The sequence below is a fragment of the Corynebacterium sp. HMSC073H12 genome (genome assembly GCF_001837775.1).
GTDB classification, from domain to species: Bacteria; Actinomycetota; Actinomycetes; order Mycobacteriales; family Mycobacteriaceae; genus Corynebacterium; species Corynebacterium amycolatum.
Map to the genome: position 1 here is coordinate 188560 of NZ_KV834040.1, position 15790 is coordinate 204349.

General features: G+C 58.0%; 17 protein-coding genes and 1 pseudogene. 11 read left to right on the forward strand and 7 right to left on the reverse strand.

What is annotated here, in order from left to right:
- Positions 1–115: 115 nt before the first annotated feature.
- Together HMPREF2708_RS09475 and HMPREF2708_RS09480 are read right to left on the reverse strand one after the other, a co-directional pair.
- The gene (locus tag HMPREF2708_RS09475) at positions 116–733 is read right to left on the reverse strand and encodes a hypothetical protein (protein ID WP_070834051.1); all 618 of its coding nucleotides are present in this window, start codon (positions 731–733) and stop codon (positions 116–118) included.
- Positions 733–1056 carry a putative quinol monooxygenase gene (locus HMPREF2708_RS09480; RefSeq protein ID WP_038629105.1) on the reverse strand — a complete coding sequence of 108 codons (324 nt, stop codon included), beginning with the start codon at positions 1054–1056 and terminating at the stop codon, positions 733–735. The genes HMPREF2708_RS09475 and HMPREF2708_RS09480 overlap by 1 nt, the downstream gene beginning before the upstream one ends.
- 106 nt (positions 1057–1162) lie before the next feature.
- Here HMPREF2708_RS09480 and HMPREF2708_RS09485 point away from each other — a divergent pair, with 106 nt between their 5' ends.
- Positions 1163–1717, forward strand: a complete 555-nt coding sequence (locus tag HMPREF2708_RS09485; protein WP_070834052.1) for a gamma carbonic anhydrase family protein — start codon at positions 1163–1165, stop codon at positions 1715–1717.
- Here HMPREF2708_RS09485 and HMPREF2708_RS09490 read toward each other — a convergent pair.
- Positions 1714–2421 carry an isochorismatase family protein gene (locus HMPREF2708_RS09490; RefSeq protein WP_070834053.1) on the reverse strand — a complete coding sequence of 236 codons (708 nt, stop codon included), beginning with the start codon at positions 2419–2421 and terminating at the stop codon, positions 1714–1716. The two genes, HMPREF2708_RS09485 and HMPREF2708_RS09490, sit on opposite strands and share 4 nt — an antisense overlap.
- Before the next feature lie 171 nt (positions 2422–2592).
- On the opposite strand from HMPREF2708_RS09490, the gene HMPREF2708_RS09495 reads away from it, so the two are divergent.
- The gene (locus tag HMPREF2708_RS09495; RefSeq protein ID WP_070834054.1) at positions 2593–3579 is read left to right on the forward strand and encodes a DUF808 domain-containing protein; all 987 of its coding nucleotides are present in this window, start codon (positions 2593–2595) and stop codon (positions 3577–3579) included.
- A gap of 3 nt (positions 3580–3582) precedes the next feature.
- Here the strand turns inward: HMPREF2708_RS09495 and HMPREF2708_RS09500 are convergent, their stop codons facing one another.
- Positions 3583–4032, reverse strand: a complete 450-nt coding sequence (locus HMPREF2708_RS09500; protein WP_168168111.1) for a YchJ family protein — start codon at positions 4030–4032, stop codon at positions 3583–3585.
- 166 nt (positions 4033–4198) lie between these two features.
- Positions 4199–5632: a GuaB1 family IMP dehydrogenase-related protein gene (locus HMPREF2708_RS09505; protein WP_070834055.1), complete on the reverse strand. Its 1434-nt coding sequence runs from the start codon at positions 5630–5632 to the stop codon at positions 4199–4201.
- Positions 5633–5784: 152 nt separating this feature from the next.
- Between HMPREF2708_RS09505 and HMPREF2708_RS09510 the strand changes: the two genes are divergently transcribed.
- From HMPREF2708_RS09510 to HMPREF2708_RS09530, 5 genes are all read left to right on the forward strand, one after another.
- Positions 5785–7035 carry a glutaminase gene (locus HMPREF2708_RS09510; protein ID WP_049170675.1) on the forward strand — a complete coding sequence of 417 codons (1251 nt, stop codon included), beginning with the start codon at positions 5785–5787 and terminating at the stop codon, positions 7033–7035.
- A gap of 99 nt (positions 7036–7134) precedes the next feature.
- The gene (locus HMPREF2708_RS09515; protein ID WP_070834056.1) at positions 7135–8007 is read left to right on the forward strand and encodes a patatin-like phospholipase family protein; all 873 of its coding nucleotides are present in this window, start codon (positions 7135–7137) and stop codon (positions 8005–8007) included.
- Between the two features lie 296 nt (positions 8008–8303).
- Positions 8304–8828 (forward strand): CBS domain-containing protein, encoded by a 525-nt coding sequence (locus tag HMPREF2708_RS09520; protein ID WP_070834057.1) that lies wholly within the window; start codon positions 8304–8306, stop codon positions 8826–8828.
- A 117-nt stretch (positions 8829–8945) separates the two neighbouring features.
- Positions 8946–10118, forward strand: coding sequence for an MFS transporter (locus HMPREF2708_RS09525; protein WP_083321926.1), 1173 nt, complete (start codon positions 8946–8948; stop codon positions 10116–10118).
- Between the two features lie 146 nt (positions 10119–10264).
- A complete protein-coding gene (locus tag HMPREF2708_RS09530) occupies positions 10265–11149 on the forward strand; it encodes a hypothetical protein (RefSeq protein WP_070834058.1) in 885 nt (294 codons plus the stop codon).
- 98 nt (positions 11150–11247) lie between these two features.
- Here the strand turns inward: HMPREF2708_RS09530 and HMPREF2708_RS09535 are convergent, their stop codons facing one another.
- The gene (locus HMPREF2708_RS09535) at positions 11248–11742 is read right to left on the reverse strand and encodes a 2'-5' RNA ligase (RefSeq protein ID WP_070834059.1); all 495 of its coding nucleotides are present in this window, start codon (positions 11740–11742) and stop codon (positions 11248–11250) included.
- Between the two features lie 370 nt (positions 11743–12112).
- Between HMPREF2708_RS09535 and HMPREF2708_RS09540 the strand changes: the two genes are divergently transcribed.
- Positions 12113–12388, forward strand: coding sequence for an amphi-Trp domain-containing protein (locus HMPREF2708_RS09540; RefSeq protein WP_070834060.1), 276 nt, complete (start codon positions 12113–12115; stop codon positions 12386–12388).
- 109 nt (positions 12389–12497) lie between these two features.
- On the opposite strand, the pseudogene HMPREF2708_RS11370 reads toward HMPREF2708_RS09540, so the two are convergent.
- A pseudogene (locus HMPREF2708_RS11370) lies at positions 12498–12773 on the reverse strand (YtoQ family protein); the annotation flags it as partial.
- 140 nt (positions 12774–12913) lie between these two features.
- Between HMPREF2708_RS11370 and HMPREF2708_RS09550 the strand changes: the two are divergent.
- From HMPREF2708_RS09550 to HMPREF2708_RS11440, 3 genes are all read left to right on the forward strand, one after another.
- Complete coding sequence (locus HMPREF2708_RS09550) at positions 12914–13222, forward strand: hypothetical protein (RefSeq protein ID WP_070834061.1); 309 nt, start codon at positions 12914–12916, stop codon at positions 13220–13222.
- Between the two features lie 283 nt (positions 13223–13505).
- Complete coding sequence (locus HMPREF2708_RS09555; protein WP_070834062.1) at positions 13506–15218, forward strand: SulP family inorganic anion transporter; 1713 nt, start codon at positions 13506–13508, stop codon at positions 15216–15218.
- A gap of 189 nt (positions 15219–15407) precedes the next feature.
- Positions 15408–15722, forward strand: coding sequence for a DUF488 family protein (locus HMPREF2708_RS11440; RefSeq protein ID WP_083321945.1), 315 nt, complete (start codon positions 15408–15410; stop codon positions 15720–15722).
- Positions 15723–15790 lie beyond the last annotated feature (68 nt).

Below are 15790 nucleotides of genomic sequence, written 5' to 3' on the forward strand. Positions count from 1 at the left end.
TTGACGACGATCACAGCGCACTGGCTTTATTTACACGCTACTCACTTCCCCGGTTCCCCGGGCACGCTTTGCAGGACTTTTTACTTGAATTTCCCCCACGAGGTTTGGGCAGCGGCTAGTACTGCATACGTTTTTCCAGCGCCTGCTGAATATCTTCCAGCTGCTGCTGAGAAGAGCGTGCCAACTCTTGCAGGTCGTTTCCGCCATGCTTTTCCAGTTCTTCCCACTGGCCGAGCATCTTATCCAGGCTGCCTTCCATCAACGTCAGATAAGCCATATCTGCGTGTGGCCCCTCCTCGTTTTCGAGGCGAGTCATGGTGGCGGTGTCGAGCTTGGTCTCAGACGGATCGACATCGACGCCGAGAGTCTTGACTAGCTGCGCTTCCTCTTCAGCAAAGATTGGCTCCGCCTGCTGCGCAATCTTTCGGGTCTCTTCCGAGACCGTTTCCTTCCCAATTAGCGTCTGCGATGCTTTCTTCAGCGCCGCAGTATCCGCCGCCAGCTGAGCCAAGTTATCCCGAATAGCGGCGGTGGAGGCAACAGCACTCGGCGCCTGGCTTGGCTGATGTTGGCTGCCCTCCAAAGCTGCCTCATCGCTGTCCCCACAGGCACTGAGACCAACGACGAGAGCAGAGGCCAGCACAGCGGCGCCAATACGCAGGCCGCGTCCAATCAGAGAATAGGTGTCGCTGCTGGAAGCGGCTGCGCCATCGCGAATGGTGTCTGAGGACATTAGTCGACCTGCAGCTCGCCCATGCGATCCCAGTCCTGCTTATCTGGCAGTACCTGCGAGACAATCTTCGGGGTCTCAGCGAGCAGCGGCTTCATCGCCTCAAGGCCCTTGGCGAAGTGCTCAGAATTGACGTGGGCTTCACCAGCGTCATCATCGAATGCCTCGACGAGAATGTACTGGTTGGGGTCTTCTACGCTGCGGGACCATTCAAACCACTTGTTGCCAGCCTCTGCGCGGGTGGCAGCGGTGAACTCAGCGACGTGGTCCATCCATTCGTCGGCGAACTCCGGCTTAACTTGGTAATTCACAACGATAAAAATCATGTCGCCCACTGTATGCGCGTCCAAGCAGAATTGCACCCTTCGACGAATAGAGTTTCGCTGAGAATTTTTCTTACGCTGACCTCAGGTGACAGTTATATTGGTTTGTATGATGAACACTCCGCTCATTCTCACGTACCAAGATAAGACCCCACGCATTCATTCCAGCGCCTGGATTGCGCCCGGCGCGGTCATTATCGGTGATGTCGAAATCGGTGCGGATAGCTCCGTGTTCTACGGTTCTGTTCTCCGAGGTGACGTCGCACCGATTCGCATTGGCCAGCGCACCAATATTCAGGACAACTCCACGGTCCATGTCGACCGAGGAGTGCCCACAATTCTCGGCGATGATGTCACCGTCGGACACATGGCACTGGTTCATGGCACCACGGTTGAAGATGGTTGCCTCATCGGTATGAAGTCCACCCTGCTTTCGCGTTCCCGTATCGGCGCTGGCAGCCTCATTGCCGCAGGTGCCGTGGTGCTGGAAGATCAGGTGATTGAACCGAAATCACTGGCAGCCGGCGTTCCCGCCAAGGTGCGTCGCCAGCTCACGGCAGAGGAAGCAGAGGGCTTCATCGCCCATGCAGGGCGTTATGTGGATACAGCGTCCAACCACCGCCACCTCCGCGAGGTCGACCTGGATATGGTGACTTTTAACTAGACCACGGTCGCCCCGGCAGCAGCCAATTCCGCTAGTGCAGCCTTGCCGCGCTCCGGGTCCACCGCCGCGACCTGATTGCTCAAAACGCGGACGGAAAAGCCCTCCTTGAGGCCATCCAGCACGGTGGCGCGGACGCAGTGGTCAGTCGCAACACCCACCACATCGATTTCCTCGATGTCAGAGGCGCGGAGAGCGTCGGCAAGCGAAACGCCAGCCTCCGTTGTTCCCTCGAAACCGGAGTAGGCGGCAGCGTACTCCCCTTTCGTAACATCGATGCGCACAGCAGCGGGGTTGAGCTGCTCAAAAAACGCGATGGCGCGCTGCATGCCGGGGTGAATTTCCGCACCCGGGGTACCTGCGACACAGTGTTTCGGCCAGGTATCGACGAAATCCGGGGTTTCAGAGAAGTGAGTGCCTGGGTCGACGTGATTGTCACGGGTGGTCGCAAGAACCGAGTACTTGTTCGCTGTGCCCGCGACATGCAGATAGGTAGCGGTGTACGCTGCCTCAGCACCGTCGACGGCAAGTGCGCCGCCGGCGGAAAAATCATTCTGAGCGTCGACGACTACCAGTGCCATGCGGGGACGCGCCGGACGCTGCTGTTCCTCGGAGTGGGCGTCGTTGCTGGTGTCTGCCCCGGTGTCAGCATTGTCCGAGTTGTCCGCATTGACCTGTCGGTAGATTTCGGAGAAGGAAGCGTTCATGGCCTATATCTTGCCACGTGCTCACATTCAGAGGAGCACGCCAACTATCGATAGGGCATCGACGCCCTACCGACAACACAGAGTCAATCCGGGAAAGCGGTTAAAATTGCTCCGGTAATTCTTTGATACGACGACGACTCCTGGTCGCGTCCTCCAATGCGGGAGGTTTTTATGGCAGGCGGACTTGTCGCGCTGCTTGACGACGTTGCCACGATTGCACGTGCTGCAGCGGCAACAACAGACGATATTGCGGCTGCGGCCGGCAAAGCTAGCGCTAAAGCCGCCGGTGTTGTGGTTGACGACGCCGCGGTGACGCCTAAATTCGTCGATGGTGTCTCGCCGAAACGCGAGCTGCCGATTATTTGGCGTATCACCAAGGGCTCCTTGGTAAATAAAATTGTCATTATTCTGCCGATTGCGCTGCTGCTCAGTCAGTTTCTGCCTTGGGCGCTGACGCCGATTTTGATGCTCGGTGGCTCATACCTGTGCTTTGAGGGCATGGAAAAAGTCTGGGAGAAGATTAAGCACCGGATCTCTCCCGATCAGACTGAGCAGGAACGGATGGAGGCGGCGACCAACCGCACACCGCAGAATGAAGATTCGCTGGTGAAGTCTGCAATTTTCACCGACTTAATTCTCTCTGCGGAAATCATGGTGATTTCTCTCAATGAGGTCGCTGATCAGCCGCTGCTCAACCGCGCGCTGATTCTTATCGTGGTGGCACTCATCATCACGCTTGCGGTCTACGGCGTGGTGGGCTTCTTGGTCAAGATTGATGACATTGGCCTGCACCTGCAGTCCAAGAAGTCAGCCGGTATCAGCAAGTTTGGTGCGGCGCTGGTCAAAGCCATGCCAATCGTTCTGAACACGATCGGCATTATTGGCACGTTTGCCATGTTGTGGGTCGGTGGCCACATCATGGTGGTCGGTCTCGACGAGCTGGGCTGGCACCTCCCCTACCAGCTGGTCCACAACCTTGAGCAGCTGTTTACCGGTGGCTTCCTCGGCTGGTTGGCCAACACCACCGGCTCACTGATTTTCGGCACCATCTGGGGTGCAATCATTGTGGCGATTGTCGCCGTGCTGCCATTCGGCCACGGCAAGCACAACAAGTCTGACCAGGAAAATGCAGCGAAGGCCTCTGCCAAGGAAAGCTGACGCTTAGGAGTAGGTGACCTCACCGTCGACGTAGACCCAACGTCGCGCACGACGAACAAAACGGGAACGCTCGTGCATCGTGCCGACACCGTCATGGTCATGAAAGGCCGCTTCAAATTCCACGATGCCTTCGCGGTCGTCCTCGCCACCATCGACAGTGTTGATGATGGTGAGTCCTTCCCATTCGACACCGTCATCGACATTGATAACTTCCGGGCGGTAGCGCGGATGCCACGTCCGCCAGATGTAATCCGCCTCATGGGCAGCGTAAGCGCTGTACCTCGCTGCCATCAGCTCAGCTGCGGTCAAAGCCTCCTGCTCACCGCGGTGCAGCGGGCCACAGCACTGCCCGTAGAGTCCCCCACCGCACGGGCACAAATCGGAATCAGTAACGCGGGCGCGAGCGAAAAATGCGTTCCCGCTTCCTGCTCTAGCACCGTTTCCTGCTCCCAATCCAGCCTCCGTTACAGCACTGTTTTCTCTTACCTGCCGACCCATAGTCGCCAGCCCTCCCCAATCTCACACGTGGTACTAAACACGTCCTAACAACGTCTTTACATACCTACCAATTGGCCGGCAGCGCCGCTAGTCGGTTTAGCCCCGAGAGGCTTGACGACGGCTACCGCGTCGCCCTCGGCATTCCTTCCGCAAAGCCCGCAGCGGATTGAATTCCCACCACTGCCCGCTCAGCGAACTGCTCAATGGTGGCCGAACCCGCGTATGTAAACGAAGAACGTACACCCGAGATAATGCGATCGATCTGGTCCTCCACGCCTTCGCGGCCGGGCTCCAGGTAGATTTTCGCAGTCGAGATGCCCTCTTCGAACATCTCACGCCGGGCCTTCTCAAAGGCCTCTACCTGCGCATTTCGGCTCTCCACTGCGCGGTGTGAAGCCATGCCAAAGGACTCCTTGAACATGCGCCCGTCGACGTCTTTCTGGACATCTCCTGGGGACTCGAAAGTGCCGGCAAACCACGAGCCAATCATCACGTTGGACGCACCCGCAGCCAACGCAAGCGCAACATCGCGGGGATCCTTCACTCCGCCATCAGCCCAGACATGCACGCCGCATTCACGAGCAGCTGCAGCGCATTCGAGCACGGCGGAGAACTGTGGACGCCCAACACCGGTCTGCATTCGGGTTGTGCACATCGCACCCGGACCGACGCCGACCTTAATAATGTCGGCTCCCGCCTCCGCTAGGTCGCGAACACCATCGGCGGTCACGACATTGCCAGCGGCAATTGGCACAGGCGGGTTGAGCGCGCGGACTCGTCGTAAAGCACGGAGCATCGAATCCTGATGACCGTGCGCGGTATCGACAACAAGCACGTCGGCGCCTGCATCGAGCAGTGTCTTCGCGCGTCCTTCAACATCACCGTTGATGCCGAGCGCCGCACCGACGCGCAGCTTTCCCTCAGCGTCAACAGCGGGCTTGTAAAGCGTCGCACGCAGCGCGCCCTTACGCGTGAGAATACCCACCAGCGCGCCATCGGCGTCCACCACCGGAGCGAGTTTGCGCCCGGATGCAGTGAGCTGGTCGAAAGCGTCACGGGGCTCAATGTCGGCCGGAAGCGTAAATAGCGAAGTGGACATGAGCGTCCCCACCTGCGCAAAGTTGTCAACGCCCGCCAGATCACGGCCGGTGATCAGACCAACCGGTTTGTTGTCTTCCACCACCACTGCCGCACCGTGCGCGCGCTTCGGCAGAAGATGGCGCGCATACCCCGCGGTGTGGTGAGGCTTGACGACGATCGGGGTGTCGAAAACCAGCCCAGCGGACTTGACCTTGCGAATAGTCTCAGCGGCAATATCAGCTGGAACGTCCTGCGGCAGGATGGCAATTCCGCCTCGGCGGGCGGTGGTTTCGGCCATCCGGCGCCCGGAGATGGCCGTCATATTGGACACCACAATCGGAATGGTTGTGCCGGTGCCATCATTAGTGGACAAATCGACGCCCATGCGAGAGCCGACGGATGACTTCGACGGCACCATGAACACATCGCTGTAGGTCAGCTCGTAGGGCACGGACTGATTGTTGAGGAATTTCACATACCCCAGGATATGCTGATTTATCCGGCGCGCACGGTGAGAGTGCACAGAGGTGAGGATCAGTGGCCGGCCTTGCCTGGTGTAGGTTCGAACGGGACTCCACTGACTCAACCGGGATTACCTTTCCCAGGAAAGATGCTTAGCAAAATCTGATGAAAACGCCGATCAAAGATTACCTTTCCGAAATCGTCGAATCCGTCCGCCCCGATGAGTCTGGCGAGGTAGCGGACTATATTCCCACCCTTGCTGAAGCTAATCCCGACCGCCTGGCACTAGCTATGACCACGGTGTCGGGCCGCACCTACACCGCGGGCGACACCGATACTGAATTCACGATTCAGTCGATGTCCAAGCCCTTCGCTTATGCCGCAGCCATCACTGAGCACGGCAAAGACAAAATCGACAGCATTGTGGGCACCGAGCCTTCCGGTGAGGCCTTCAATGAATTGTCGCTGGAGCAAGGCACGCACCGACCAAAGAATCCGATGATTAACGTCGGTGCACTGGCGATCAACCAGTTCGTATGCCAGCCAGGTGCCAACTGGAAGACTCGCACCAAGCACATGGTGGAGCTTCTCTCAACTTTGGCTGGCCGCAAGCTCCGCGTTGACTACGACGCCTATGAAAGCGAAATGGATTCCGCGCATCGAAACATGTCCATCGCACATATGCTGGCAGCTTACGGTTTTATCGAAACCACTCCCCACGATGCTGTCCGCGGCTACACCGCACAGTGCTCCGTGCTGGTCAACACCCACGATGTCGCCATGATGACCGCAGTGTTGGCCAACGGCGGCGTTAACCCGGTTACCAATCAGACTGTGCTCGGCCGCTCGGTTGTTCGCAGAGTCTTGTCCGTGATGGCTATTGCCGGCATGTACGACGAGGCCGGTGAATGGTTTACCGAAGTCGGAATTCCCGCCAAGAGCGGTGTCGCCGGCGGCTTGCTGGGCGCGCTGCCTGGACAGGCGGGTCTCGCAGCCTTTTCGCCGCGATTGAACGACCACGGCAACAGCGTCCGCAGCATTGCCATCTTCCGGAAGCTCTCCGAAGATTTGGGTCTTCATCTCATGGATGCCGATGCGATTGGTTCGCGTGCGCTGCGCGGTACGCGCGTCAGCAATGGCCGCTCGATCATCGAGATTCAGGGGCCAGTCAACTTCACTGCGGCCGAGATTGTTCTCAACAGGTTGGCGACTTCCACACCGTCGGAAAGCGAAGTTGTCTTCGACGTCAGCCGCGTTGGCGTTGTCAACCCGGTGGGGCGCACGTTGATTCTGGAAGCGATGCGACGTCTGAGCCACGAGGGCAAGGAGATCTTGTTCTACGACCCGGAGGGCGTACTGCCGAACCCAGATATGGGCGAGGGGCTGCTGCCGGTCATCCTCCAGGATGCGCCGTAAACTACGCTAACCGAAATCTAATATGGATGGCGTTCGGGTAGTCTTGAACGATCGTAACGCCCGAAAGGCACTAGCGCGATAACAACCGGAGGGATATAAATGCAGGTCAGCGATGTGGCATTAATCTTCGAGGGCGGAGGGACTCGCAATAGTTACACGGCACCTTTCGTCGAACGGCTACTTCGCGAGGACATCGATGTCGGTTGGGTCGGCGGGGTAAGCGCCGGTGCCTCTCACGTAGTCAATTACCTTTCCCGGGATATCCAGCGCTCTATAAATAGTTTCACTGACTTCATTGCACAGCCGGCCAGCAGCGGCTGGCGCCCAATGTTGCGCGGACGCGGCTATTTCGATGCCGAGTACATCTATGAAGACGCGGGGCTTCCCGACGGCGCCATGCCCTTGGATTACGAGACTTTTAAGAACAATCCAACTCCCTATCGGATTTCTGCTGTCCGAGCGGATACGGGTGAGACCATCAACTGGGGGCCGGACGATATTCCAGATCTACCCACGCTGATGAAGTACACTCGCGCCAGCTCGACGATTCCGGGCGTCATGCGCATGCCCTATATTGATGGCGTTCCGTTTGTCGACGGTGCACTCGGATCATCAGGTGGTATCCCAATCGATGCCGCAGAAGCCGACGGCTTTAAGAAGTTCCTCATCGTTCTGACCCGTCCGAAGGGATTCCGCCGCACCGCCCCTAAGCGCCCACAGCTACTGCGCCAGATTTTCCGCAGTAACCCGATAGTGGCTGAGCTACTTATCACCAGGCACGAGCGCTACAACGCCTCTCTCGATTGGGCTGCTGAGCTTGAACGAAAAGGCCAAGCATATGTTTTCTACGCCAATAACATGAGCATCACAAAGGCGGAGCGGAGGCGGTCGAAGCTGATGCACAACTACGAGCTCGGCCGTGCACAAGCCGATGCCGAATGGCCAGCAATTCGAGAGTTCATGGGCTTGTAGCTTCCGCCACCCTTAGGAAGCTTTTCGTTCATTCCTCTTTACTGTGTACGTAACCTTGTGTTAACCTTTGCGTAGCGAACAACCTCGTTAGGTAAGGCTCCTATATCCACATAGGCCGCTGCCCTGCACTTAATCGAGAGTTTCGAAAGACTCCCGAGGCAAGGGCTCATCTCAAGTGGCCACCTTTAGTTACGGCATTACATTGCCAATGCTCTTAGGCGAGGGAGCCACAATTTATCAATCGACAGAAATTCCCTCCTAGCAAAGGAGCTGGGATACCTGGAAAAGGATCCACAATGACACAGACACAGAACACCATCGCCAACTTCTTCAAGCCAAAGTCTTCAATCAGCCCCTACAGCCTCCTGCCTGACACCGTAAGCATGCACATGACGGATTCTTACATTGCGCTGCCGGAGGACATCACTGTCGGCGAGGCACTGAGCACCTACGCAGCTGAATTTGCTGGTCTCGATGACGATACCTGTGTCTTTCTCGTCGACGATGAAGGCTACCTGACCAGCGACATTACGCTGAAGGAACTCCGCGAATACGCCGACCGCGATGCCTACATGAACACCGTCGGCGCTCCGGTGAAGGTCTTCGTCAAGCCCGAGGATCCAGCTGCCATCAGGGCTCGCCAGCTTATCGACGGGCGCCTCAGCGAGCTGCCCGTCGTCCGCAGCGGCAAGCTGGTAGGGGTTCTTACCGACCGCATCTCTGAGCGTATTCTTGGCAGGACAAAGGCAGCTAAGAAGGCAAAGAAGTCCAAGGGATTCTTCTCGCCGATTACCGCGTTTTTCGGTGCCGCCAATAACTAGGGCGACTAACTTGGGTAGGCAACCCGAATAACTCAATAGGCCAGCTAGCGCTTGTTAGCTGGCCTATTCTGTTACTACGCTGCTTATCCCCATCGGAGAGTCGACAGGAGGCAAATCGTGGCACGAGACTGGATTCGGGTAGCCCTGGGTATGTTCGCGGTCGCATTTGGCGCCAACCTCTTTGCTCCGCTCCTGCCCGCGTATCGAATAACCGATGCTCTCAACCAGTCCCAGGTCACCTTTCTCTTCGCCATCTACGTCGCAGGGCTCATCCCCGCGCTACTCATCTGCGGCCCACTTTCCGACCGACTCGGCCGTCGCGCCATCATCCGGCCCGCACTCATAACCTCTGCCGCCGGCTCCGTCGTCCTACTCACCGGCGTCTGGTTCCACTTCCCATCACTGCTGATAGGACGCCTTGTCGTCGGCATTTCGATGGGTATGGTAATGGCCGCCGGCGCCTCGTGGATCAAAGAGATTGCGCCCGTCGCACCTCAAATTTCCGCCCGGCGCGCAACCGTTGCGCTCTCCGCCGGGTTCTCCCTCGGTCCCCTGGCTTCCGGGTTGGTCGCGGAGTTCGCTCCCCGCCCTGATGTCATCCCCTATCTTGTTCATCTCGCACTGCTGCTTGGCATCACACCACTGACATGGAACGCTTCCGGCGGACTGCCAACCTCTGAGCACAGCGACACCCCGCAACGGTTCTTCTCCTCCGCCATCCTAAGCCCGAGATTCCTGTGGGCAGTCGCCGCTTGGGCACCGTGGGTCTTCGGTGCCGCGTGCACATCGTTCGTCGTCCTTCCGACAATCACCGAATCCCGCTACCCCATTGCCTTCGCCGGACTCATCGCCTGCATTACGATGGGCACCGGCGTTCTGGTGCAACCACTGGTCACTCGAATTAGTTCCAGCAGCTTTATCCCGCCAGCTATTTTCGGTCTCGGCTTGACGACGGTCGGAATGCTGCTCAGCCTTATCGTCGCACTCACCCAGAATGTGTGGAGCGTTTTCCCCGCTGCTCTGGCCCTCGGTGCCGCGTACGGCGTAATGATGGTCTCCGGCCTCCGCGAAGTGCAAATTATCGCACCGACGGCTGAGTTGGGCGCGGCCACCGCCATCTACTATTCGCTGACTTATGTTGGCTTCTTCGCTCCTTTTGTCATTTCTTTCGCAGCGCCGAAATTCGGGTTTGTGCCCGTCTTCATCTTCGGTGCGATTATTGCATTGGCATCCATGTATCCCGTGGCAAAGGTTGCGCAGTCTGCGGTGAGGTCCGACGGAGCGTCGTAAAGCAGACGCGACTGAAATTCTTGTTTTTGGGAAGCGTGCCGTGACGCGCTCTTGTATTCTTTCTTTCACAAAAGCTTGGCTCCGGCTTAGGACGTCTGGGCGGGTTGCATAGGTTGTTGAAATTCAGCTCGATGGAATGAGGAATCATGAAGCAGCACGGCTCTGAAATGTGGAAGAAGTTTGCGACAACTGTAGTGGCGGGTCTGGCAAGCGCCGCGTTGCTCACCGCATGTGGCTCTGGCGATGAGGGCAACAATGCAGGTGGTGAAACCGGCAAGGATTCAGCGACCAAGATGACGAAGGCAGATGGATCAGCCCCCGCTGCATCTGAGGATCAACTCCTGCTGACCAATGAAGTTCAAGGGGCGGACTTCTCCGGAAACAAAATCACCGGGTTCAAAGATGCCATGGAGATGTTTTCGGAAGACTCCATGAAGTTTGAACCGGCCGAATGCGCCACTTTCACCAACTCAACTGAGGAATTGGAGAATGCTGCCGGCGCTTACACGGACATTAAGCAAGAGAACGTCACTGTCAGCGTCTCGGTATTGAAGAATCCTGAGGCGTACCAGAAGTACGAGGACAACCTCGAAAAGTGCTCCGATGTGACGGCTACGATGGATGCTTCCGACATTCTGAAAGACTCCATGGAAGGTCAGGAGATTTCTCCTGAGATGCAGGACATGTTTAATGACATGGACATGACGACCACAATGAAACTGCACCGAGAAAAGTGGGAGCCAAATCTTTCCGTCAAGCCAGCTGAGTTCACTGCACACGAGACCAGTGCGAACATTAACGCCGGTGGCACGGATACTACGGCCACCAGCTACGACATTGTCGGCATCGTCAATGGCGTAATGGTAATGGTGTCCGCCGCCCCGACTCCGGATGTACCAACTGGCAACATGGAAAACACGACGGATCCTATGCAGGTTCCAGAGGCAACTCCAGAGTCTAAGGAAGCAGCAAAGAAGCGTGCGTTGGACGTTTTCAATGCACAGGCCAAGAAAATTATGGATGCTGCTTAGTTTTTCTTCTTAGCCTACTGTTTTCTGAAACCACAGTTTTTGCGAAATAGCGGGACGCAATCGCTGAGGAACAGCAGCACACAAGTACTGGAGTCTCCCTAGAACTCCGTTAATTCCTGCACTTTGGGACTCCAGAACGCAGCTCGTGGCGCGTTGAGAGTTTTAAAGTGCGGGTTCGTTATTTCGTCAAGTGCGCGCACGTAGTCCGGCACAATATCGCGTGGAATTCTCAGGCCCATGGTCAGGTGCGGAATCCAACGGGAGCCACGCCCATCAGGATTGAGACGGCTGATTACGCGGGCGGCCTCTTCCAGCTCGTCGCTGGTTTCCAGCAACCAGGCAACAGTCTGCTTACTCTTGGCGCCGAAGATGACCGTTCCCACTCTGCGAAACTCCGCTGGCATAAGCGGTGGGAGAATCTCGGCTGCTCGTTGGATTGCCACTGGGCGCATGGTCGGCGCGAACGTGACCGTGATGTGCGGCTTCTGATTCTGCTGCGGAAAGCCACTCTCTGCGAGTTGCGCAAAGATTTCTCTTACTTGCGCCTCTTGCTCAGGCAGAAGGTACATCAGGATGTTGTCGGGTGACACCATGTGACGTTTACTCCTCCCCTATTGCTGTCGGTCGACCCACTTGAAGCACTGACGAAGGGCGCCATTACTAGAGCTCTTCACCTAAAGCACTCAGGACCTTGCACCCCAGAGCATAGCGTAAGGGTTTTCCACAATTTATAACCTACCTATAGGAATTTCTAGCCTCTTATTATTTCTCCTGTTAAAAACACCTTTTTATTGGGATAATGGGGATAGGCAGGCTTCCTGAAAGCTCTCTAGACCATCTTCAAAGACAGTGTGGAGTGCCGGCCAATTCTCCGCGCTGCACAAGTACCGATACGGCTGGAAAGGTAAGTAAAGACACGGCACCGAAACCTAAAAAGACTACGCCCCGAAGAATCTAAAGCTGGTGAAGAGCAAGACAAGCTTCAATCGCGACGAGCTCGCTGATTTGCTGGAGACACTGGCAGCTCGCATCCGCGCCGGGGAAATGACTCTCGGCACTGGCGAGTCCGCGGTGACGATGACCATGCCGACATCGTTTAATACAACGATAGAAGTCGTCGATTCCCGAAAGCGTACCGACATCGAGCGCGGGCTAGAGCTGGAAATTGACTGGATGGTCGACGAGGCTGGCGAGCCCGTCGAAAAGCCAGGCCCAGCATCTGGCTTCGCAATCTCCTAGCAGGCTTGTTTCTGTCCGGTTTGTTCCGCGCAGCGTTGACTAAGCAAAGGGCGACTTCGGAATTGTCTTCCGAAGTCGCTCTTTGTTTTGGCTCCTAATTCTGCAGGCCTTAGGCCTTGAGCACATAGCGCAGAATCTCTACAGCCTGGTCGGTCGTCGTCCACCACGCCTGAGCAGCAGCATCAACTTCCTTGAGCGGGTGAACAATGTCCTCACCGTGAAGCGTGATGTACGGCTTGTCCAGCGCGGCACAGTACCCCGCGTCGAAAGCTGCATTCCACTGCTTGTACTGGTCGCCGAAACAACTCACTACCGCTCGCCATTTCCGCAGGTCACAGCAAACAGACCTGAGTCGTTTTGGTCGATTTTGCGTCCTTTGGCCGTCATTTACCGCTGCGACACTGGCCGACAAGCGAGCCGTCGTCAAGCAACACCCAATTACACCCGTCAGGCACCCACGCCTCCCCACATCGCATGAGGTGACGCTAACCTAATTCAGGAAAATTCGCGACGAAGGGAACGCGCATGGCCAAGGGCAAGAAAGGCGACAAGGGCAAGAAGAAGGACGCCGCCAAAGCCGCGAAAAAGGCTGCGGCAACGACCTCGCTACGTCTGCCCGAATACTCGAAGGCCGAGGCCAAAGCCGCGAAAAAGCTCGCCGGCAAGGACCCCTTTAAACTGGCTGCGATGACGCCGAAGAAGAAGTGCTGCAAATCCGGCATCCGCTGCCTGCGCTGCCCCGTGGTGCTACACAAGCTCAATCGCGAGATCAAAAACGGCGAAGTCGACCATGCCGCCCTGCTGCTCGTCGCCGCGAAAGCCCGGATCCGGTAGCCGGTCCTCGCCCCCAGCCCGTCGTCAGGCCCGACCCATGAGCAGTGGTGTCGCGCTCTGTATGGCACTGGTACAGATTCTCCTGGGCTGTTTGCTCTTCAGACACCGGCTCACACGCGTCACTCCAAGTACCGCGACAACGATCCACGGAACTCCCGCCAGGTCAGGAAGTTTTATTCCGTCGACATGAGGCCTCGGCCAGAACCAGGAATGTGACCGTCGGAGGATGACACCTTGTGTATCCTTTGAGTGTCATTGAGCCCTGAAGGAGCAAGAAAGTAGCATGACCCGCCCCTCCTCCGCCGCCTCTACGGTGGGCATCCGGTCCCGTGCCCTGCGTTTCGCACCGCGCCGCTCGGACTGGTCCCGCGCGACAATCGGGCGCGACCTCTCGGCAGGCCTCATGGTGGCCCTCGTCGCCCTCCCCCTCGCACTCGGCTTCGGCGTTGCGTCCGGTGTCGGCGCGGCGGCCGGAATTACGACGGCCATCGTCGCGGGTATCCTGGCCGCAGTCTTCGGCGGTAGTAACGTCCAAGTAAGCGGCCCGACCGGCGCAATGACCGTCGTGTTAATCCCCATCGTGGCCAACCATGGTGCCGATGGGGTGCTCGTCGTCGGCGTGCTGGCGGGGCTCATGCTGCTCTTGCTGGCGTTCACCGGCGCTGGCCGCGCGATGAAGTACATGCCACTACCTGTCGTCGAAGGTTTCACCGCCGGTATTGCATTAATCATCGGCCTCCAACAGCTGCCCGCAGCACTCGGTGTTGACGTGGACGGCGAGAAAGTCCTCGGGTTGGCGTGGGGCTCAATCAAAGCTTGGTTAGACGCTCCGGCATGGCAGGCGCCCGTGATGACCATTGCGGTGGCGGCTGGAATCGTGCTTGCTGCGCGCATTCGTAGCGGCTTCCCCGCGGCACTGGTATTGGTAGCTGCCGCGACGGCCATCAACATGCTGGCCGACGGCGGTCTGAAGACAATCGGGTACATCCCGTCGACGTTGCCTGCTCCACGCTGGCCACAGATCCCGTGGGAGCACCTGGATTCGCTTCTGTTGGCAGCAGTCGCCGTCGCAGCTCTCGGCGCGTTGGAATCGTTGCTATCCGCGACGGTTGCCGACGCAATGACTGTCGGCGACCGGCACGATCCCGACCGCGAGCTCTTCGGACAGGGCGTGGCCAACGTCGTCGCGCCCCTGTTCGGCGGGATTCCCGCGACCGCCGCGATCGCCCGAACTGCCGTCAATGTGCGGGCAGGCGCAGGCACACGCCTGGCAGCGGTGTTCCATTCGCTGCTGCTGCTCGTCGCCGTACTCGTCGCGGCCCGGTGGGTGGGCGAGATTCCTCTCGCCGCGCTCGCCGGCGTGCTCATCGCCACTGCGATTCAGATGATCCACCCGCGAAACCTCCGCTCGGTGATACGCGCCACCAAGGGCGACGGGGCGACCCTGCTCATCACGGCTGCCGCCACCGTCGTGTTCGATCTTGTAGTCGCCGTGCTCATCGGCCTTGTTATGGCGGGCTTCTTCGCACTGCGCGATACCGCCCGCACGGCGGTGCTGGAAGCCGCCCCGCTAGACGAGGGAGACCACCGCGACAAGGAGCGTGAGCTTCTCGACGAGCACATCGCCGCCTTCCGTATGGAAGGCCCCCTCTTCTTTGGTGCAGCGCACGATTTCCTCCTCGAGCTCGCTGATGTCTCGTCGGTCAAGGTTGTCGTGCTCCGCATGCGCTACGTTACGACGATTGACGCCACCGGCGCCCAGATGCTCGCCGACACGATTGGGCGCCTCGAACGCCGCGGTACCAGGGTCTTGCTCGCAGCCACGAAGCCCGAACATATTCCGGTGTTGCGCGAACTCGGCGTATTCGACCAACTTGCGCACGAGAATCACGTCTTCGACAACACTCTCGATGCCATCGCCCACGCCCGACTGCATGCCGCACGCATTCAGCATGAAGAGTCTGATGGCGCACCCGGGACGCCGCAGAGTCAATAGCTTGGCTGAGCCAGACAATGGTCACTCCGTCGCAGTCGCCCCTGCGATCGTGGGTCCACATCCCCATCGCGCGATGCTTGAAAAACCTTTACACGTTGCACTTAAACTCCTCGACGTGTCGTTGCAAAGTCACCTTCTCATTCGTGAAGCCGATGTGGGTGTAACCGCTTGGCGCGTAGCATTGGCGACATGCGCATTTTCACCGTGGGCCACTCCAACCTCGAGTTCGAGGACTTCGCTGAAATGATCGAGGCTGCCGGTGTGGCATCCATCGTGGATGTGCGCAAGCTGCCCGGGTCCAGGAAGTACCCGTGGTTCAACGGCGACCACCTTGCCGAACACCTTCCTACATGTGGCATCACTTACAGCAGAAGCGAGGGCCTCACCGGGATGGGCGTGGACGTCAACGTGAAGATCTTGGACAACTTCGCCACGCATGTCGCCCCCGCGTTGGGTTGGCAACCGAATCGTGAAGGCCCAGTTACCGGCTATCCCATCGACTAATTCCTGCAGGTCGCCAGCTCTTCGCTTCAATGTCAGTTCAGTGCGCGTTGAATAGTTCAGTAATTGCT